Genomic DNA, 16,319 nt, shown 5'->3' with positions numbered 1-16,319 from the left:
ACCATGACCACAGTCCTCTCCGACTCCACGGCCTCGGTACTGAGCACCACTGTTCCGACCGGGGCCGTCCGCCGAGTCCTCATCGCCAACCGCGGTGAGATCGCTCTGCGCATCATCCGGGCCGCCCACGACCTCGGTATCAAGGCCGTCGCCGTGTACACTCGCGCCGATTCCGATGCCGACTTCGTCGAACTCGCCGACGACGCGTGGCTGCTGGACGGTTCCGGAGCCGGGGAGACGTATCTCGACATCGAGAAGATCCTCGCCTTGGCAAAGCGCTCCGGCGCCGATGCCGTCCACCCCGGTTACGGCTACATGGCCGAGAACGCGCAGTTCGCGCAGGCCGTCATCGATGCCGGGCTGATCTGGGTCGGTCCTCCCCCGGCGGCGATCGAACTCCTCGGTGACAAGTCCGGAGCCCGTGCCGTCGCCGAAGCCGTCGACGCTCCGGTTGCGCCCGGTTCCGACGGCGCCGTAGCCGATCTGACAGAGGCCGCCGAGGTGGCCGACCGGATCGGGTTCCCCGTCGTCGTCAAGGCCGTCCACGGCGGAGGCGGGCGTGGCTTCCGCGCCTGCGCTGCTGCCGAAGACCTCGAAGCCGCCTATACTGCAGCGACCCGCGAGGCACAGAGTGCCTTCGGGCGCGGTGAGTGCCTCATCGAGAAGCAGATCGTGCGCCCCCGTCACCTCGAGACCCAGTGCCTGGCCGATGCCCACGGCAACGTGCGGATCGTGTCCACGCGTGACTGCACTCTGCAGCGCCGCAACCAGAAGATCATCGAGGAAGCACCCGCTCCGTTCCTCACCGCCGAACAGGAGCGCATCGTCTCCGAAGCCTCGTCTCGCCTGCTCGCCCACGTCGGCTACGTCGGCGCCGCGACGTGTGAGTTCCTCCTCGGCGAGGACGGCACGATCATCTTCATGGAAGCCAACGCGCGCATCCAGGTCGAGCACACCGTCACCGAGGAGGTCACCGGAGTCGACCTCGTCGGTTGGCAGGTGCGCATCGCTTCGGGCGAGGCGCTGCCCGACGAATTCCCCGCCGTGCGCGGACACTCTTTCCAGTTCCGCATCAACGCCGAAGACCCCACGACGTTCTTCCCCGCCACCGGCGCAGTGAAGAACTACCGTGCACCTTCGGGTCCCGGAGTGCGTCTGGATTCCGGCATCGGCGAAGGCAGCGTCGTCGGCACGGACTTCGACCCGATGCTGGCCAAGCTCGTCGTCACGGGTGCCACCCGTGACGAGGCCCTGGCACGAGCACGCCGGGCCCTGTCCGAATACCGCATCGAGGGCGTCTCGACGCTGCTGCCGCTGCATCGGGTGCTCGTGAACGAACAGGCCTTCGCGACCGATTTCAAGGTCTGGACCAACTGGCTCGAAACCGCTTTCGTCAATCCGCTTGTCGATCCACAGCTAGGAGAACAGATGAGTACTGCAACCGACAGCTTCAGCGTTGTGGTCGAGGTCGATGGCCGCCGCATGACCGTTTCGGTCCCCAAGGACGTCATCTCGGACCTCGGTCATGTTCCCAGCCCCAGCGTGCCGCGGCGCAAGCGCGGGCTGAGCAGCCGCAAGGGTGCGAAGATCGCCGACGACTCGAATGCGCTCAACGCTCCCATGCAGGGCACCATCGTCTCCGTCTCCGTCAACCCCGGTGACACCGTCGAAGCCGGTGACACCCTCGCCGTCATCGAGGCCATGAAGATGGAACAGCCGCTCAAGGCCGGCCACTCCGGCACCGTCTCCGAGGTGCTCGTCGGCGCAGGCGCCTCGGTGAAGTCCGGTGAGGCGATCATCCGCTTCGCCGCCTGAGCCGCTCCCGCTCCTGCCTCCGTTCGCTCCGGCCTGCGGTCAGGAGTCACGAACACAGAAGTCCCTGCCCGGATCACCGTCGAAGATCGGTGATCCGGGCAGTGATGTATTCGGATTCGGCATCGTTGCCGGGACATTCCAGACCCGCGGCATAGGCGTCCTCGGCCTCCGCCGGACGACCGAGTTCGTCGAGGGTGATCGCCCGTGCGATGTGGAAGGGCCGGTAACGCAGCAGCTGCGGATCGTGGGCCAGTTCATCGAGTGCGCTCACGGCCGCTTCGGGACCCGAGACCTGCCCGAGGGCGATCGCGGTGTTGAGAGCGACGACCGGCGACGGATCGAGGCCGGACAGCATCCGATAGAGCACGAGGATCTGCTTCCAATCCGTGTCGGCGAATCGCGCGGCGTCGGCGTGAAGGGCGGCGATCGCCGCCTGGATGGTGAATGCCCCGGCTTCCGGTTCGCCGGCGGCCACGTCGACGAGTCCGGTCCCTTCGGCGATGAGGCGTGAGTCCCACAGGCTGCGGTCCTGCTCGGCCAGCGGCACCGGCCGGCCATCCGGCGTCACACGGGCGGTCTCACGTGCCCGTGTGAGCAGAAGCAGAGCCAGCAGGCCACGGGCTTCGGTCTGCTCGGGCAGGTATCCGACGAGCAGTCGGGTCAGCCGGATGGCTTCGTGCTGCAGATCGACTCGAGTATGTTCGGGTCCTGCAGTGGCGTTGATGCCCTGAGTGAAGATGAGATAGAGGACGCGCAGCACTCCGGGCAGCCGGTTGCCGAGTTCATCGGGCGCTGGGCGGCCGAAGGGAATCCCGGTCTTGAGGATCCGCTGTTTGGCACGGACGATCCGCTGTTGCATCGTCGCGGTCTCGATGAGGAACCCGGCGGCCACCTCGGCGGTGGTCAGCCCCGAGAGGAAGCGCAGGATGAGCACGATGCGTTCGTCCTCGCGCAGGGTCGGGTGGGAGCAGGTGAAGAACAAGCCGAGGCGCTCGTCGGGCAGATCCGCGGCATCCATCTCCTCGCCGAGGTGCTCCGCGTGATCGTCGTGGTCACCTGGTCGCAGCTCGTCCTCGATGCGCAGGCGGGCGAGATGCCGGGTGCGCGCCTCATCGGAGCGGATGAGATCGATGGCGCGGTTCTTCGCCGTGGCCATCAGCCACGCCTGAGGGCGTTCGGGCACTCCCCTGCCCGACCACGTCTCGACCGCGCGCAGCACGGCATCGTGGAGGGCCTCCTCGGCGAGGTCGAAGTCACGGAACCGGGTGACCAGCGCCGCGAGCAGCCGCCCGTAGTCCTCCTCGCCGATGGCGCTGAGGACGCGTGCGGCCGCATCGGGGTCGGGGTCCATCAGTAGTCGGCCACCGGACGGATCTCGATGTGTCCGGCCTTGGCTGCGGGGCTCTTCTTCGCCCAGGCGATCGCCTCGTCGATATCGGCGACGTCGATGACGTAGCTGCCGCCGACGAACTCGTTCGATTCGGCGAACGGGCCCGAGGTGACAAGCGATTCGCCTCCGGATCCGCTCACCCGGACCCCGAGTTCGGGTCCTTCGAGGGCGAAGCCGCCGACGACGATCCCCGCCTCGCTGATCTCCTTGTCGAATGCCATGAATTCTTCAGGGTCCGCTCCGCCGTCCTCACCGCAGTCAGGATCCTGTGTGCGTCCCATGAGCAGAAGTGCGTATTTCATGTCGTTCTCCTTCGTCGTTCCTCATGTCATGCCGGGCGGCCTGACACCATGATGACGGTCGAGGAGCGACCGGATCGACAGCTGCGGAGAAAAACTTTCCTGCGATCGTCGGATCGACGATTCAGAGGTGACGGTGGAGCTTCCGTGCCGCTTCGGTCAGCGAACCGCTCACCGAGGGGTAGACGACGAAGGAGGCGGAGAGCTGATCGACGGTCAGCCGGTTCTCCACTGCCATGGTGATCGGCAGAATGAGCTCACTGGCTCGGGGACCGACGACGACTCCGCCGAGGATGGAGCCGGATCCGCGCCGAGCGAAGATCTTGACGAAGCCGTCCTCGATGCCGAGCATCTTGGCGCGCGGGTTCGTGTCCAGCGGCAGCATCACGGTGTCGATGTCCGTCGGGTTCTCGCGGTAGTTCTGCTGAGTGAAGCCGACGGTGGCGATCTCGGGTGCGGTGAACACGTTCGATGCTACATTGCGCAATTTGAGAGGCTGCACGGCGTCGCCGAGCGCGTGGTTCATGGCGATCCGCCCCTGCATCGCTGCCACCGAGGCCAGCGGCAGCACACCGGTGCAGTCACCGGCCGCGTAGATTCCGGCCCGCGAGGTCCGCGAAACGCCGTCGACGACGATGTGTCCGGATTCGCTGACCCGGACACCGGCCTTCTCCAGGCCGAGACCTTCGGTGTTCGGAATCGAACCGACGGCCATGAGGCAGTGGGATCCTTCGACACGGCGACCATCGGCGAGCACGACTTCGACTCCGTCGTCGGTGCGAGTCACCGAGGCGGCGCGGGAGCGGGAGAGGACATTCATGCCCTTGTTGCGGAAGACGAATTCGAGCACATCGGCTGCGTCCTCGTCCTGGCCGGGCAGGACCTTCTCACGCGAGGACACGAGGGTCACCTCGGTGCCCAGTGCCCGATAAGCCGAAGCGAACTCGGCACCGGTGACACCGGAACCGACGACGATGAGGTGCTCGGGCAGTTCGTCGAGGTCGTACAGCTGAGTCCAGGTGAGGATGCGCTCACCGTCAGGCTGCGCAGTGGGCAGCTCACGCGGGTGGGCGCCGACCGAGAGCAGGATCGTCGAGGCCTCGAGGGTGTACTCGGTGCCGCCGGATTCGACGACATGGACCTGGTCGCGACCGGCCAGAGTCGCCTTGCCCTGGATGGCTTTGACACCGGCCCGAATGAGGCCCTCGTAGATGTCGTTGGCCTGAGCGTCGGCGAGGGAGAGGATGCGCTTGTTGACCGCTTCGAGGTCGGCGGTGACTCGGCGCGCAACGGCCTCGGTGTCCTCGGAGTTCTCGATCCGGATTCCGAGCCCGTCGGAGCGCTCGATCTCGTCCATCATCTCCGCGGTGGCGATGAGCGACTTCGACGGCACGACGTCGGTGAGCACGGCGGAACCACCGCACCGATTCTGCTCGATGAGCATGACATCGGCACCGAGCTGAGCCGCGACGAGCGCGGCTTCGTAGCCGCCGGGGCCGCCGCCGATGATGACGACGCGATCTGCAGTGGAATCAAATTCAGTGTTCACATACTGATTGTCTCAAATCGCCACGATGCTGGCGAACGGCCCCCTGGGGATCGACCGAATGGTTCCTTTGGGATCTGGTGGAGATCGGGCCTGGGCCGGTCCGCAATCGGTCCGGTTACGGTCCGATCAGTTCGGGTCGACCACCTCGGCGGTGTCCTTGTGCAGGGTCGACAGACGCACATAGGACTGGGCGTTCTGCCGGACCTTCTCCACTCCTTCATCGGTCATCTCCCGGCGCACCTTCGCCGGCACACCGGCGACGAGCGACCGTGCGGGGATCTGCGTGCCTTCGAGGACGACGGCGCCCGCGGCGACGAGGGACTCGCTGCCGATATGGGCGTCGTTGAGCACTGTGGAGTGCATTCCGATGAGCACATCGTCATCGACGACGGCACCGTGGACGAGCGCTTGGTGGCCGATGGAGACGCGGGCGCCGATGACGACGGGTTTGCCGGCGTCGGTGTGCATGACGGTGTTGTCCTGTACGTTCGAGTCCTCACCGATCGTGATCGGGGCGGCTTCGGCGCGCAGAACACTGCCGTAGAAGACGCTGGCGCCCTTCTTCACGTGCACGTCGCCGACGAGAGTGGCACCGGCTGCGACGAACGCCTCCGGATCGATCTGAGGTGTGTGTCCGCCGACGGAGACGATGCGTGGGCTGGCGAGATCGTTGGTCATGAGTCCTCCATTGGTTCACGTGATGTCTGTGTGCATTCACCTGCTGTCTGCATGTGCCTGACAGTCTAGGCGGAGACGCTCAGACAGGCCCGAAAAGACGAATCACGGACCGATTTGCGCGATCGCCCTCATAGCAGGACAATGGGGAAAATTCTTGTCAGAAATTTCACACTGCCGGACCCTTGTGCGCCCAATTGCGTTATGTGAACCTTGACTGTGAGAGTTGCACGCCCGGAATTCGGGCGTAGCCAACCGCGTTCACTGAATTCGTCGAAAGGTCACCATGGATTGGCGACACCGTGCAGCATGCCTCAATGAGGATCCGGAGCTCTTCTTCCCGATCGGCAACACCGGACCCGCGCTGCTCCAGATTGAGGAAGCAAAGACTGTCTGTCGCCGTTGTGAAGTCGCAGAGACCTGCCTGCAGTGGGCCCTCGAATCCGGTCAGGATGCCGGAGTCTGGGGCGGTCTGAGCGAGGACGAGCGCCGCGCTCTCAAGCGTCGTGCCGCTCGCGCCCGCCGCGCCGGCTGAGTCGCCGGCCATTGAGAAGGCGGTTCCCCCGGACTGCCGAAGCCATAACTGAATCACCAGCCACACCTGCACCGAAGACTGAGTCCCTTGTCCCGACGGCGAAAGATCGTCGTCGGAACAAGGGACTCAGTCGTGTGCGCGCACGAGCGTCCGGCCGAATGTCGACCGACACCGGAGCGTGGCAGCTCTGCGGGTCGGTCCGACGGGCCTCGCTCAGTCGTAGGAGTCCGGGCGCAGCGGAACGTCGAGGACGGCAACTGTTCCGCCGCCTTCGCGCGCCTGCCATTGGATCGAACCTGCCAGGTCGGCCGAGACCAGCGTGCGCACGATCTGCGTGCCCAGACCATTGCCCGGATTCTGCGTCTCTCCCAACCCGATGCCGTCATCGGCGATCGTCACGCTCAGGTGATCGCCGTTGCGTTCCGGGGTCACCCACACATGGCCGTTGAGCGTCTCCCCCGGTTCCAGATTCTCGAGGTTCTCGGTGGGGAATCCGTGTTCGATCGCGTTCGTGATCAGCTCCGTGATGGCCAGGGCCAGAGAGGTGGCATCGGCGGAGGAGATGGTTCCGAAGCTTCCGCACCGTTTGAGTTCGATATGCACCAGCGGGCTGGTCAGCTCGGGAGTCAGACGCAGTCCCTTGTCGACGACTTCGTCGAAGTCCACTTCGGATTCGACGCCTTGACTGAGCACATCGTGGACCACGGCGATGATCGAGACCCGGCGCATCGCCTCGGTCAGCGCCCCCTTGGCCTCGGGGCTGTCGATGCGGCGGGTCTGCAGCCGCAGCAGGGCGGACACGGTCTGCAGATTGTTCTTCACCCTGTGGTGCATCTCCTTGATCATCGCGTCGCGGGAGAGCAGCTCGCGTTTGCGGCGACGGATCTCTGAGACGTCACGGGCGAGGACGATCGCACCGACCCGCTCACCCTCGTCCGTCAGCGGAATCGCGCGCAGGGACACACTCGTTCGCCCGACTTCGAGTTCGGTCCGCCACGGGGCACGCCCGGTGAGCACCAGTGGGAGGGTCTCATCGACCTGACGCAGCTCTGCACTGAGGTTCGAGACCACCTCGGAGAGATAGCTGCCTTCGATCTCTCCTCCGTAGCCGAGCCGGTGCATGAGCGATACGGCGTTCGGGGAGGCATACTGCACATGCGAATCGCGGTCGAGGATGAAGATGCCGTCGCCGACTCGCGGTTCGCCGTGCCGGGCCCCGGACGGGGCATCGCGATCGGGGAACGTTCCCTGCACGATCATCCGCATCAGAGCCATCGCCGTTTCCCGGTAGTACTTCTCCAGGCGAGACGAACCTCTGCGTCGGACCTCCTCCGAATACCGGACGACGAGCGCGATGGCCTCGCCGCTGCGGATGATCGGCACCGCCTCGGCGAGGATGTCGACGTCAGAGGATCCTGCGCTGATTCCCATCTCTCGGGCTGCGGCAACGTGGGAGACAGAGCTGCGGGTGCTGCTGGCCCGGTCGAGCAGCTCTTTCTCCAGACCGGTCGCACGCGCTCCGATCAGGTCCCGGTTGAACAATGTCGCCCCGGTCGTCGATCGGGCATGGGCCAGGACCGTGTAGGCACCGTTGGGCGACGGCACCCACAGCACGAGATCGGCGAAGGAGAGGTCGGCCAACAGCTGCCAGTCACCGACGAGCAGATGGATGTGTTCGACGTCTGACTCATCCGTGATGCCCTCGGCCGCCAGCAGTTCGTTGAGCACCATACGTTCCTCCAAGGTGAGATCAGCAGACCCGCGTTGCGCGAATCTGCTGAGATGTCGATGTTCAGACGCTACCACTTAATCGGTCGGTGTTCGGACCCGCCGAGGCGACTGTGTTCGCACGATCCCAACTGACCGGCCAGTCGTGGTCGCTCTGCCGGGCACGGCCGCCGTACCGATCAGGGGCCCGGCCGGTCGCGGACGCACTGCCGATCGCGGCCGACCATGGTGTCGACCGCGACCGCAATCGGCCTCAGCCGTTGTGTTCGCTCTCCCAGGCCGAGGAGCGGACCATCGACCGCAGTGAGCGCAGCAGCACAGACAGCGGCGCCTGGGTGACGGAATCGAGACCGAGGATCGTCTCCGTCGTCTCCAGCACCCGCCCCACGACAGTCTCGTTGCGTTCGAGCCATTCGGCCAGGCGCTGCTTCGCCCGTTCGTCCGGGGTTCCGGAGATCGGCGAATCCGTGGCGGCCAGAACCGTGCCGGTCACCGACAGGATCGCGGCGTAGTAGTCGTCACGCATGGATCCGCGGGCCAGCGCAGACCACCGGTCGCTGCGATCGAGCTCTCCGATGAGGGTGAGGATCTGCGAACCGGAGAAGCGTTCGTTCACGGCGTAGTAGACCTCTGCGACATCCTCGGCGGATTCGTTCGCCCGAGCTGCCAGCTGGGTGATGTCGAGCAGCACGAACTCGTCGAGCAGGGCGGCGGAGCGCCACGCGAGTTCGCTCGGCACGCCTTCGTCGATGTAACTCTGCGCCTTCGCCTGCATGGTCTCGGCATCGTAGCCGTCGACGAGGTCCGGGACCCGGGAGCGCAGTGCTTCGACGACCTTGCCGTACATCTCGATGCCGGAATCGACGTCGAGGCTGTCCGGCGCCTGCTGCACGAGCCAGCGCGAGGAACGATCGAGGACACGCACATAGTCGTGCTGGAGTTTCACCTGCACCTCGGTCGGCACCTGGTTGTCGAGTGCGCACACTGCGTCGAAGAAGTCATCGAGTCCGAAGATCTCCGAGACCACGACGAACACGCGTGCGATCTGCGGCACCGACGCCGGCGTCTCTTCCAACATCCGGTAGATGTAGGTCAGTCCGCCGCGGTCGACGAGCCGGTTGACGAGCTTCGCCGTCGCGATCTCCCGGTGCAGCGGGTGTTCGGGGATGAGTTCGCCGTATTTCTCCTGCAGAGCATCCGGGAAGTAGGACACGAGTTCGCGCCGCATCCACGTCTCATCCGGCACGGTGCTGGCAAGGACCTCATCGGCGGCGTGCATCTTCACATAGGCCAGCAGCACGGCCAGTTCAGGCGACACGTAGTAGCTGAACTCGCGTTTGGCGAGCTCATCGGCGTTGGGCAGGAATTCGACCGCCCGGTCGAGATCGGCATTCTTCTCCAGATAGCCCAGCAGCCGGCCGTAGGTGCCCGACATCGATTCGGTCTGGGCCCGAGCCTCGCCGAGGACGACGTTCTGCGAGTAGTTGTTCGCCAGCACCCGATCGGCGACCTGGTCGGTGAACGAGTGCAGGACCGCCTCCCGTTCTTCCGCGGCGAAGGCTCCCTTGTGTAAGAGCGTACGCAGGAGCAACTTGATGTTGACCTCGTGGTCGGAGCTGTCGACGCCGGCCGAGTTGTCGACGGCGTCGGTGTTGACCTCGACGCCGCCCAGGGCGGCCTCGACACGTCCCAGCTGTGTCACACCGAGATTGCCGCCCTCGCCGATCACCCGCGCCCGCACATCGGCGCCGTCGATGCGGATGGCATCGTTGGACTTATCGCCGACGTCGGCGTGGCTCTCGCTCGAGGCCTTGATATAGGTGCCGATACCGCCGTTGTAGACGAGGTCGACCGGTGCCTTGAGGATCTCCGACATGAGGTCGGCGGGGCTGCGCTTTCCGGGTTCGACTCCGAGCACCGAGGCGGCTTCGGGGCTGAGGTCGATCGACTTCGCCGACCGGGAGAAGACTCCGCCTCCTGAGGAGATGAGTTCCCGGTCGTAGTCCTGCCAGCTCGAACGCGGCAGGTCGAAGAGCCGTTGGCGTTCGACGAAGCTGCGGGCGGCGTCGGGGTTCGGATCGAGGAAGATGTCCCGGTGGTCGAATGCCGCGACGAGGCGGATGTGCTCGCTGCGCAGCATACCGTTGCCGAAGACGTCACCGCTCATATCGCCGATGCCCACGACGGTGAAGTCCTCGGCGGCGGTGTTGAGTCCGAGTTCGCGGAAGTGGCGTTCGACGGATTTCCACGCGCCCCGGGAGGTGATGGCCATCGCCTTGTGGTCGTAGCCGACCGATCCGCCGGATGCGAAGGCGTCGCCGAGCCAGAATCCGCGGCGTTCGGCGATCGCGTTGGCCACATCGGAGAACCGTGCCGTGCCCTTGTCGGCAGCGACGACGAGATAGTAGTCGTCTCCATCGTGGCGGACGACACGGTCGGGGTGGACGACGACGCTGGAGTCGTCGCTGCCGTAGGTGAGGTTGTCCGCAACCTCGAGCATGCTTTCGATGAACACCTCGTAGGCGGCCTGACCGGCGGCCATCCACGCGTCCCGATCGCTCATCGGCGGCAGCTGCTTGGGGAAGAAGCCGCCCTTCGCACCGGTGGGCACGATGAGCGCGTTCTTGACCATCTGGGCCTTGACGAGACCGAGGACCTCGGTGCGGAAGTCATCGCGACGATCCGACCAGCGCAGCCCTCCGCGGGCTACGGTGCCGAAACGCAGGTGCACGCCCTCGACCTGTGGGGAATACACCCACATCTCCAGAGCCGGCTTCGGCTTCGGCACGAAGCTGAGCTCATCGGGTCGGATCTTGAGCACCAGGGCGGTGGGCAGAGCACCGGATTCGTCGATGTAGTAGTTCGTGCGCAGGGTCGCCCGCAGCAGTTCCAGCGAGGAGCGCAGCACACGGTCGGCGTCGAGGCTGGCCACTTCGCTGAGGGCGGCTTCGATCGCGTCGTCGATCTCGGTCATCGTCGCTTCGCGTCCGGCGTCGTCGACGTCGGGATCGAACTTGGCGGAGAAGTAGTCGACGAGCAGCTTCGAGATCTGCGGGTTGTCGCTGTAGACCTCACCGACATAGGCGTCGGAATAGGTGAAGCCCGCCTGGCGCAGGTACTTGCCCAGTGCGCGGATGATCGTCACATGCTGCCAGGAGAGTCCGGCGACGACGAGGCGGTCGAAGACCCCAGCTTCCTTCTTGCCGTCCCAGCCGGCCATGAAGGCCTCGGCGATGCGGTCGTAGTCGTCATCGGCCAGCTCTTCGGAGAAGCTGAGTCCGAAGTCGTAGATGTAACGATGGGAACCGTCGGCGAGGTCGAGTTCGTGGGGTCGTTCGTCGACGACGTCGGCGCCGAAGGCCGTGAGGAAGGGCAGGACCTCGGACAGGCTGACCCGGTCACGACGATAGAGGACGAGGCGCACAGAGGCATCGGTGTTCTGTTCGGGACGGTAGAGGCGCACCGCCGGACCGTGACCGGCGTCGAGGGCTTCGAACCGACCGACGTCGGCGACCGCCTCGGCGGGGGTGTGGTGCTCGCCGTAGCTGGGAGGGAACGCCTTCGACCACAGGTCGGCCCGGGCATGCGAGGCGCCGGAATCGCCGGTCTCGGCGGGGACGAGGAACGCGTGGACGTCTTCGGACCAGGAGCGAACGGCCCCGACGATGCGTGCCTCGACCTCGTCGGCGCCGATCTGCGGCAGTTCGCAGTCACGGGCGACGCGGGCCACGAAGTGGATGCGGGCCAGCGCGGATTCACTCAGCAGCACATCGAAGTCGACGCTGTCGGCGTTGTAGAACTTGCGCAGCACTTCCTGCACGCGCACTCGAGCGTCGGTGTTGTAGAGGTCGCGCGGGAGGTAGAGGATGACGGAGACGAAGCGCTGGTAGGGGTCGGTGCGGACGAACACGCGGGACTCACGACGCTCCTGCATGTCGACGATCTCCATGACGACGTCATAGATCTCCTCGGTGCCCTCGTGGAGCAGGTCCTCGCGGGGATAGTTCTCAAGGACGCCGAGAAGTTCATTGGCCGAGTGGGATCCGGTGGGGAATCCGCTGGCCGAGAGGATCTTCGCGACCTTCCTGTCGATGACCGGGATGTTGAGGACGCTGTCGTTGTAGAACTCGGGTTTGAACACTCCGACGAAGCGCCGCTCGCCGACGATCTCACCGTCGGCATCGAAGGTCTTCACGCCGATGTAGTCCATGAATGAGGATCGGATGACGCGGGAGCGGGAGTTCGCCTTCGTCAGCACCAGCACATGCGGTTCGAGCGCTTTGTCGGCGACCGCCCGGCTGAGCGGTGACTTCACGAGGGGGCGCAGGGCCGAGATGCCCATCGAGGTGTCCTCGATCGGTTCGAGGCTGCTGTGCTCGGCGTCGTGGGTGTAGTCGTATTCGCGGTAGCCGAGGAAGGTGAAGTGTCCGTCGAGCCAGGTGAGCAGGGCGGCGGCGGATTCGGCTTCGGAGGCCAGCTCCGGGCGCGGCGCGTGTGCGCTCAGCTCGGCGGCGATGTCTTTGGCCTTCGCGGCCATCGCCTGGGCATCGCGCGCTGCCGCAGCCACGTAGTCGAGGACCCCGCGCAGCCGCTCTTCGAGTGCATCGAAGTCGCTTTCGGAGATGCGGTCGATCTCGAGGCGGATCCAGGACTGCTGCTGTGGGGCGCCGTCCTCGCTGTCGGCAGGATCCTCGGAGACCGTCGGAATGCTCGCCGTGTCCGCACTGAGTGCGGGGGCTTCTGCCGGGGAGAGGATCTTCTCGTCCGGGCCGTTGCCGGTGACAGTGATGATCGGGTGGTGCACGCGGCGGATCGCCCTGCCGTTGGCAGCGAGGTCGCTGACGATCGAGGACACGAGATGGGGCATGTCGGCGAGCACGATGGCGATGACCGTGTGGTTGTCGCTGAATTCCGGCGAGTCGACGTTCGGATTGTAGATCGCGATCGCCGGACGCTCACCGTCGTATTCGGTGCCGAGCGCGAAGTGACGGGCCGCCGCGGCCGCGTAGGCCTCGGGATCGGTCGCCCCTGTTTCGAACCGCGGATAGTACGCATCGAGGAAGTTGTCGGGAGCCGATTGCCCCCTCTGCTTTCTCCACTCTTCTGCAACGTTCGAAATTGAGACCTGAGTCACTGTTTCACCTCTATGATCAACGAGCATTCGTCACGCGATTCGACGCCGAATCGTCATTCCCCACACTATGCCCAAATATCGAGAAAGGCACGCCGAGCGGCCTACGGTGAAGTACCGTTCATTCGCTGGCAAACTGGAGCTATGCGATCTCTGACTCTCAATCATGAATATTCGGTTGATCTGTCGACATTCTTGGCCAAACTCGCCGACCCCGGCGTGTGGGAGAAGCTCGGTTCCGAGGCCAGTGCCGAATACATCGACCCCGACACGGAGATGACCGTGCGGACCCCGATGCCCAAGGCCGAGCTTCCATCGGCTCTGGCCTCTCGGCTTCCCGACAACACCGTGCTGGTCGAGGTGTACATGATTCCCGGGGATGTCCTCGGTGATGATGCCGAGATCCGCATGTCCGCACGCGCCGCAGGCGTCCCCGTCGAGATCGATGCGGTCCTCGAACTGCGCGAGGCCGAGTCAGTGACGAAGCTGGCCGCTCATGCCGAGATCAGTTCGTCGATCCCGATGTTCGGCGCAATGATCGAACAGGCTGTGGTCCCGATCCTGGAGAAGCGCCTGAGCGACCGGCTGCGCCGCTTCGAATCCGCCTGATCCCGGGGGCAGCGTCGGTTCAGGCCTGGTCGCCGAGCAGCTGTTCCAGTTCGGAAGAGTCGTACCACAGCAGATCGGAAGCGCCGAGGTGGTCCTCGGCTGCACTGGAGCCCGTGTCCTCGGCCAGCTGCACCGCCTCATCCCAGACGGCGTCCTCGTCGAGGTGGAAGCTCGCAACCCGGACCATGTCGACATCGGCAAGGGTGATGAGCTCGAAGCCTTCGGCCAGCGGCGCGGCCGGGCTGGACTCTGGGGCGTCATAGGCCACGATGACACGCCGCTCGGGAGCCGCCTCGGTGCCGGTCTCGGCTTCAGCAGGAGCGAACACTGCGTTCGCGGCCAGTGCCGCGGCGATGCACATGGCGTCGAATTCAGCGGATTCGAACTCCTCACCGCGCAGACGGCGCCCCTGAGCGTCGGGGGCGACGGCGCGGACGTCGGTCAGCGTCGAACGCAGCGCGGTCAGGGTGGTGGGAATGTAGCAGCGAATGGCCATGCCCCTCATCCTAGTCCTGTGGTCCGCTCCCCTGGCTCACCCTGACTTTCTGCGGGCGTCCGCGGCGGCCGGCGCCGCGACGGTCACGGCCGCCGACGGATCTGCGAGAACGGCGGCGGCCCGGCAGAAGCTCGTCGATCATCGCCGCGATGTCCCCGACGAGGACGGACCGGGGATTCTGCTCCTGCAGAGTGTGGCCGGCGAGCATCGCCGCATCGGCCGTGGGCCGGTCATCTCTGAGAATGAAGTCCGGAGTGATCCGGGCGAATCGATCGAGGACTTCACTGATCCGCGTCTCAGCGGGATGGCCGACCGCACTCGAGCGCACCTTCGTGATCACCAGCCGCATCTTCTCGCGCACCGCCTCGGCCCGTGGTGTGCCCAGGAGTTTGACCAGTCGCTGCAGGCCGATCGGTTCCCCTGCTGCGAGGACGAGCACGATATCGGCGGCCTCGAGCGCGGCACGGGTGGCGCAGTGTCGATCGTAGAAGGGGTCGGCGAGGTCGTCATCGGGATCGATGCGGTCGCTGACGTCGACGATGACGACATCGTAGACCTTGGCCAGGCGTTTGAGCACAGACTCGAGGACGGAGGCACGGATCTCCGGCCACCTCTCGGGCCGAGTCAGCCCGGTCACCGCATGGAAGCTCTCACGGATCGATGCATGCGGCACCGCATGCGCACCGAAGCGCCCGACCGGGTCCGACTGCGACCGGCAGAGGCTGGCCAGATGCGAAGATTCCTCTGTCAGCCCGAGGGTGGACGCGACCATGCCGGAGACCGTGTCAGCGTCGACGACGACGCTGCGCTTGCCCTGACGAGAGGCCTGATCAGCGAGGTTGACGGCAGTGAGAGTGCGTCCGGGCGACGAACCGGTCCCCCAGACCGTGATGACCATTCCCGCTCCTCCGACCGGCCCCGGCGGCGATATCGGACGCGGCGGGACCACAGTGGAGGCACGGAGGTCGTCGATCGCCGCGGCCATCGTCGTCGCGTCGGCGTCCGTTGCGACGACGGCGCTGATGCCGACTGCTTCGAGGGCGTGCGCGTCGTCGCCGAATCCGAGCACCTTCGCACCGGAGGCTGTGATCGCGGCAACCACCTCCGCGTCGAGGCCGGGAAAGTAGCGGCCGATGATGACGACATCGGCTCCGCCGGTGCGGCAGTGTGCCAGCAGCTCCACCTCGTCGGCGGGGCGGGCGACGATCGTGACGTCGTCGATCTCGCTGAGCAGCTCGAAGAGGATGAGGTCGTATTCGAAGTCGACCGCCAGCAGGACCTGCGTCATCACTGCTCGCTTTCATCGGCAGGAACGGACGGGGCACCGACCACGGAGAGCACACTGCGTCCGTCGAGTGCGGCAAGCACGCCGGGCAGGTCCACCGAGCCGACGAACACTTCGATGCGGGCGCCGTCACCTGCCCCGAAGCTGCCTACATCTCGATTGATATGAGCGACCGGGGCCGAATCGACGATCTGCTCCGGCGGTGTGCCGTCATCGTCGAGCCCGTTCTGCTCCGGCTGGGCCCAGACGTCGACGAGGCTGCCCGAGTCGACGACGCTCGGGACTGAGCCGGCGATGTCGATGGCTACGACTCGCCCCTCGAGTTCTGACACTGGCGCCACCGCCGAGGCAGCCAGCAGTTCGCCTGCCGCCACGACGCTGCGCACGCTCGTGTTCGTCGGCAGCTCGGAATCGGCAGAGAGATACTTCTTGCCGAGACCGGCGAGATTGACCTCGGCCACTGTGAGGTCGGCCGGTTCGAGGATCTCACCGGGGACGAGTGCGCGTGCGCTCGCCCAGACCCGGGTGGTCGAGTTCGCCGAGGTGACGAGCAGGTAGGTTCCGACGACCGCGAGGACGACGAGCATCGCACCGACGAGGAGGCGCGCATCGGTCCAGCGGGGTCGTCGGATTCTTTTCGAGAGCTCCATTGCATCTCCAGATTCGCAGAAGTTTCGCTGACAGAAACTGCTTCTCAGTGATAATATTGGGCATCAAATGATGCCAAAGCAAGGTTTTTGGCCGAATGGACTAACAAGCAGATGGACATCTGGTGGCAGATGGACATTTGGAATGGGAGAAGACACC

The 16,319-nt window shown here is 65.5% G+C and carries 12 protein-coding genes; 3 read left to right on the top strand and 9 right to left on the bottom strand.

The genetic code is table 11. The features are described from left to right. Nucleotides 1-3 precede the first annotated feature (3 nt). The gene (locus KTJ89_RS01065; protein WP_259356638.1) at nucleotides 4-1,815 is read left to right on the top strand and encodes an acetyl/propionyl/methylcrotonyl-CoA carboxylase subunit alpha; all 1,812 of its coding nucleotides are present in this window, start codon (nucleotides 4-6) and stop codon (nucleotides 1,813-1,815) included. A gap of 73 nt (nucleotides 1,816-1,888) precedes the next feature. On the opposite strand, the gene KTJ89_RS01060 is transcribed toward KTJ89_RS01065, so the two are convergent. From KTJ89_RS01060 to KTJ89_RS01045, 4 genes are all read right to left on the bottom strand, one after another. Then, complete coding sequence (locus tag KTJ89_RS01060) at nucleotides 1,889-3,166, bottom strand: RNA polymerase sigma factor (RefSeq protein WP_259356637.1); 1,278 nt, start codon at nucleotides 3,164-3,166, stop codon at nucleotides 1,889-1,891. Then, complete coding sequence (locus KTJ89_RS01055) at nucleotides 3,166-3,507, bottom strand: YciI family protein (protein WP_139907488.1); 342 nt, start codon at nucleotides 3,505-3,507, stop codon at nucleotides 3,166-3,168. Before KTJ89_RS01055 ends, KTJ89_RS01060 begins: the two co-directional genes overlap by 1 nt. A 121-nt stretch (nucleotides 3,508-3,628) precedes the next feature. Further along, the gene (locus tag KTJ89_RS01050; protein ID WP_139466795.1) at nucleotides 3,629-5,053 is read right to left on the bottom strand and encodes an NAD(P)H-quinone dehydrogenase; all 1,425 of its coding nucleotides are present in this window, start codon (nucleotides 5,051-5,053) and stop codon (nucleotides 3,629-3,631) included. Between the two features lie 126 nt (nucleotides 5,054-5,179). Then, nucleotides 5,180-5,731 carry a gamma carbonic anhydrase family protein gene (locus KTJ89_RS01045; RefSeq protein ID WP_259356636.1) on the bottom strand — a complete coding sequence of 184 codons (552 nt, stop codon included), beginning with the start codon at nucleotides 5,729-5,731 and terminating at the stop codon, nucleotides 5,180-5,182. A 283-nt stretch (nucleotides 5,732-6,014) separates the two neighbouring features. Here KTJ89_RS01045 and KTJ89_RS01040 point away from each other — a divergent pair, with 283 nt between their 5' ends. Further along, nucleotides 6,015-6,263 (top strand): WhiB family transcriptional regulator, encoded by a 249-nt coding sequence (locus KTJ89_RS01040; protein ID WP_009374875.1) that lies wholly within the window; start codon nucleotides 6,015-6,017, stop codon nucleotides 6,261-6,263. A gap of 213 nt (nucleotides 6,264-6,476) precedes the next feature. Here the strand turns inward: KTJ89_RS01040 and KTJ89_RS01035 are convergent, their stop codons facing one another. After that, nucleotides 6,477-7,994: a sensor histidine kinase gene (locus KTJ89_RS01035; RefSeq protein WP_258041931.1), complete on the bottom strand. Its 1,518-nt coding sequence runs from the start codon at nucleotides 7,992-7,994 to the stop codon at nucleotides 6,477-6,479. A 250-nt stretch (nucleotides 7,995-8,244) separates the two neighbouring features. Then, nucleotides 8,245-13,125 carry an NAD-glutamate dehydrogenase gene (locus KTJ89_RS01030; RefSeq protein ID WP_259356635.1) on the bottom strand — a complete coding sequence of 1,627 codons (4,881 nt, stop codon included), beginning with the start codon at nucleotides 13,123-13,125 and terminating at the stop codon, nucleotides 8,245-8,247. Nucleotides 13,126-13,266: 141 nt separating this feature from the next. On the opposite strand from KTJ89_RS01030, the gene KTJ89_RS01025 reads away from it, so the two are divergent. After that, nucleotides 13,267-13,731 (top strand): DUF2505 domain-containing protein, encoded by a 465-nt coding sequence (locus KTJ89_RS01025; protein WP_139466790.1) that lies wholly within the window; start codon nucleotides 13,267-13,269, stop codon nucleotides 13,729-13,731. A 19-nt stretch (nucleotides 13,732-13,750) separates the two neighbouring features. Here the strand turns inward: KTJ89_RS01025 and KTJ89_RS01020 are convergent, their stop codons facing one another. The 3 genes from KTJ89_RS01020 to KTJ89_RS01010 are packed head-to-tail and all read right to left on the bottom strand — an operon-like array spanning nucleotide 13,751 to nucleotide 16,162. After that, on the bottom strand, nucleotides 13,751-14,227 hold the full coding sequence (locus KTJ89_RS01020; RefSeq protein WP_259356634.1) for a DUF6912 family protein: 477 nt from the start codon (nucleotides 14,225-14,227) through the stop codon (nucleotides 13,751-13,753). A 10-nt stretch (nucleotides 14,228-14,237) separates the two neighbouring features. After that, the gene (locus KTJ89_RS01015) at nucleotides 14,238-15,515 is read right to left on the bottom strand and encodes a CpaE/TadZ family protein (protein WP_259356633.1); all 1,278 of its coding nucleotides are present in this window, start codon (nucleotides 15,513-15,515) and stop codon (nucleotides 14,238-14,240) included. Beyond that, nucleotides 15,515-16,162 (bottom strand): SAF domain-containing protein, encoded by a 648-nt coding sequence (locus KTJ89_RS01010; RefSeq protein WP_259356632.1) that lies wholly within the window; start codon nucleotides 16,160-16,162, stop codon nucleotides 15,515-15,517. The genes KTJ89_RS01015 and KTJ89_RS01010 overlap by 1 nt, the downstream gene beginning before the upstream one ends. Between the last annotated feature and the right edge of the window lie 157 nt (nucleotides 16,163-16,319).

The organism is Brevibacterium sediminis, from assembly GCF_024895295.1.
Taxonomy (GTDB): Bacteria; Actinomycetota; Actinomycetes; order Actinomycetales; family Brevibacteriaceae; genus Brevibacterium; species Brevibacterium sediminis.
Note: the sequence above shows the minus strand (reverse complement) of the source record. Positions and strands in the feature narration are given on the sequence as shown.

Coding starts and splice junctions, on each gene's coding strand:
- KTJ89_RS01065 (WP_259356638.1), top strand. CDS start 4: ATGACCACAGTCCTCTCCGACTCCACGGCCTCGGTACTGAGCACCACT.
- KTJ89_RS01060 (WP_259356637.1), bottom strand. CDS start 3,166: ATGGACCCCGACCCCGATGCGGCCGCACGCGTCCTCAGCGCCATCGGC.
- KTJ89_RS01055 (WP_139907488.1), bottom strand. CDS start 3,507: ATGAAATACGCACTTCTGCTCATGGGACGCACACAGGATCCTGACTGC.
- KTJ89_RS01045 (WP_259356636.1), bottom strand. CDS start 5,731: ATGACCAACGATCTCGCCAGCCCACGCATCGTCTCCGTCGGCGGACAC.
- KTJ89_RS01040 (WP_009374875.1), top strand. CDS start 6,015: ATGGATTGGCGACACCGTGCAGCATGCCTCAATGAGGATCCGGAGCTC.
- KTJ89_RS01035 (WP_258041931.1), bottom strand. CDS start 7,994: ATGGTGCTCAACGAACTGCTGGCGGCCGAGGGCATCACGGATGAGTCA.
- KTJ89_RS01025 (WP_139466790.1), top strand. CDS start 13,267: ATGCGATCTCTGACTCTCAATCATGAATATTCGGTTGATCTGTCGACA.
- KTJ89_RS01020 (WP_259356634.1), bottom strand. CDS start 14,227: ATGGCCATTCGCTGCTACATTCCCACCACCCTGACCGCGCTGCGTTCG.
- KTJ89_RS01015 (WP_259356633.1), bottom strand. CDS start 15,515: ATGACGCAGGTCCTGCTGGCGGTCGACTTCGAATACGACCTCATCCTC.
- KTJ89_RS01010 (WP_259356632.1), bottom strand. CDS start 16,162: ATGGAGCTCTCGAAAAGAATCCGACGACCCCGCTGGACCGATGCGCGC.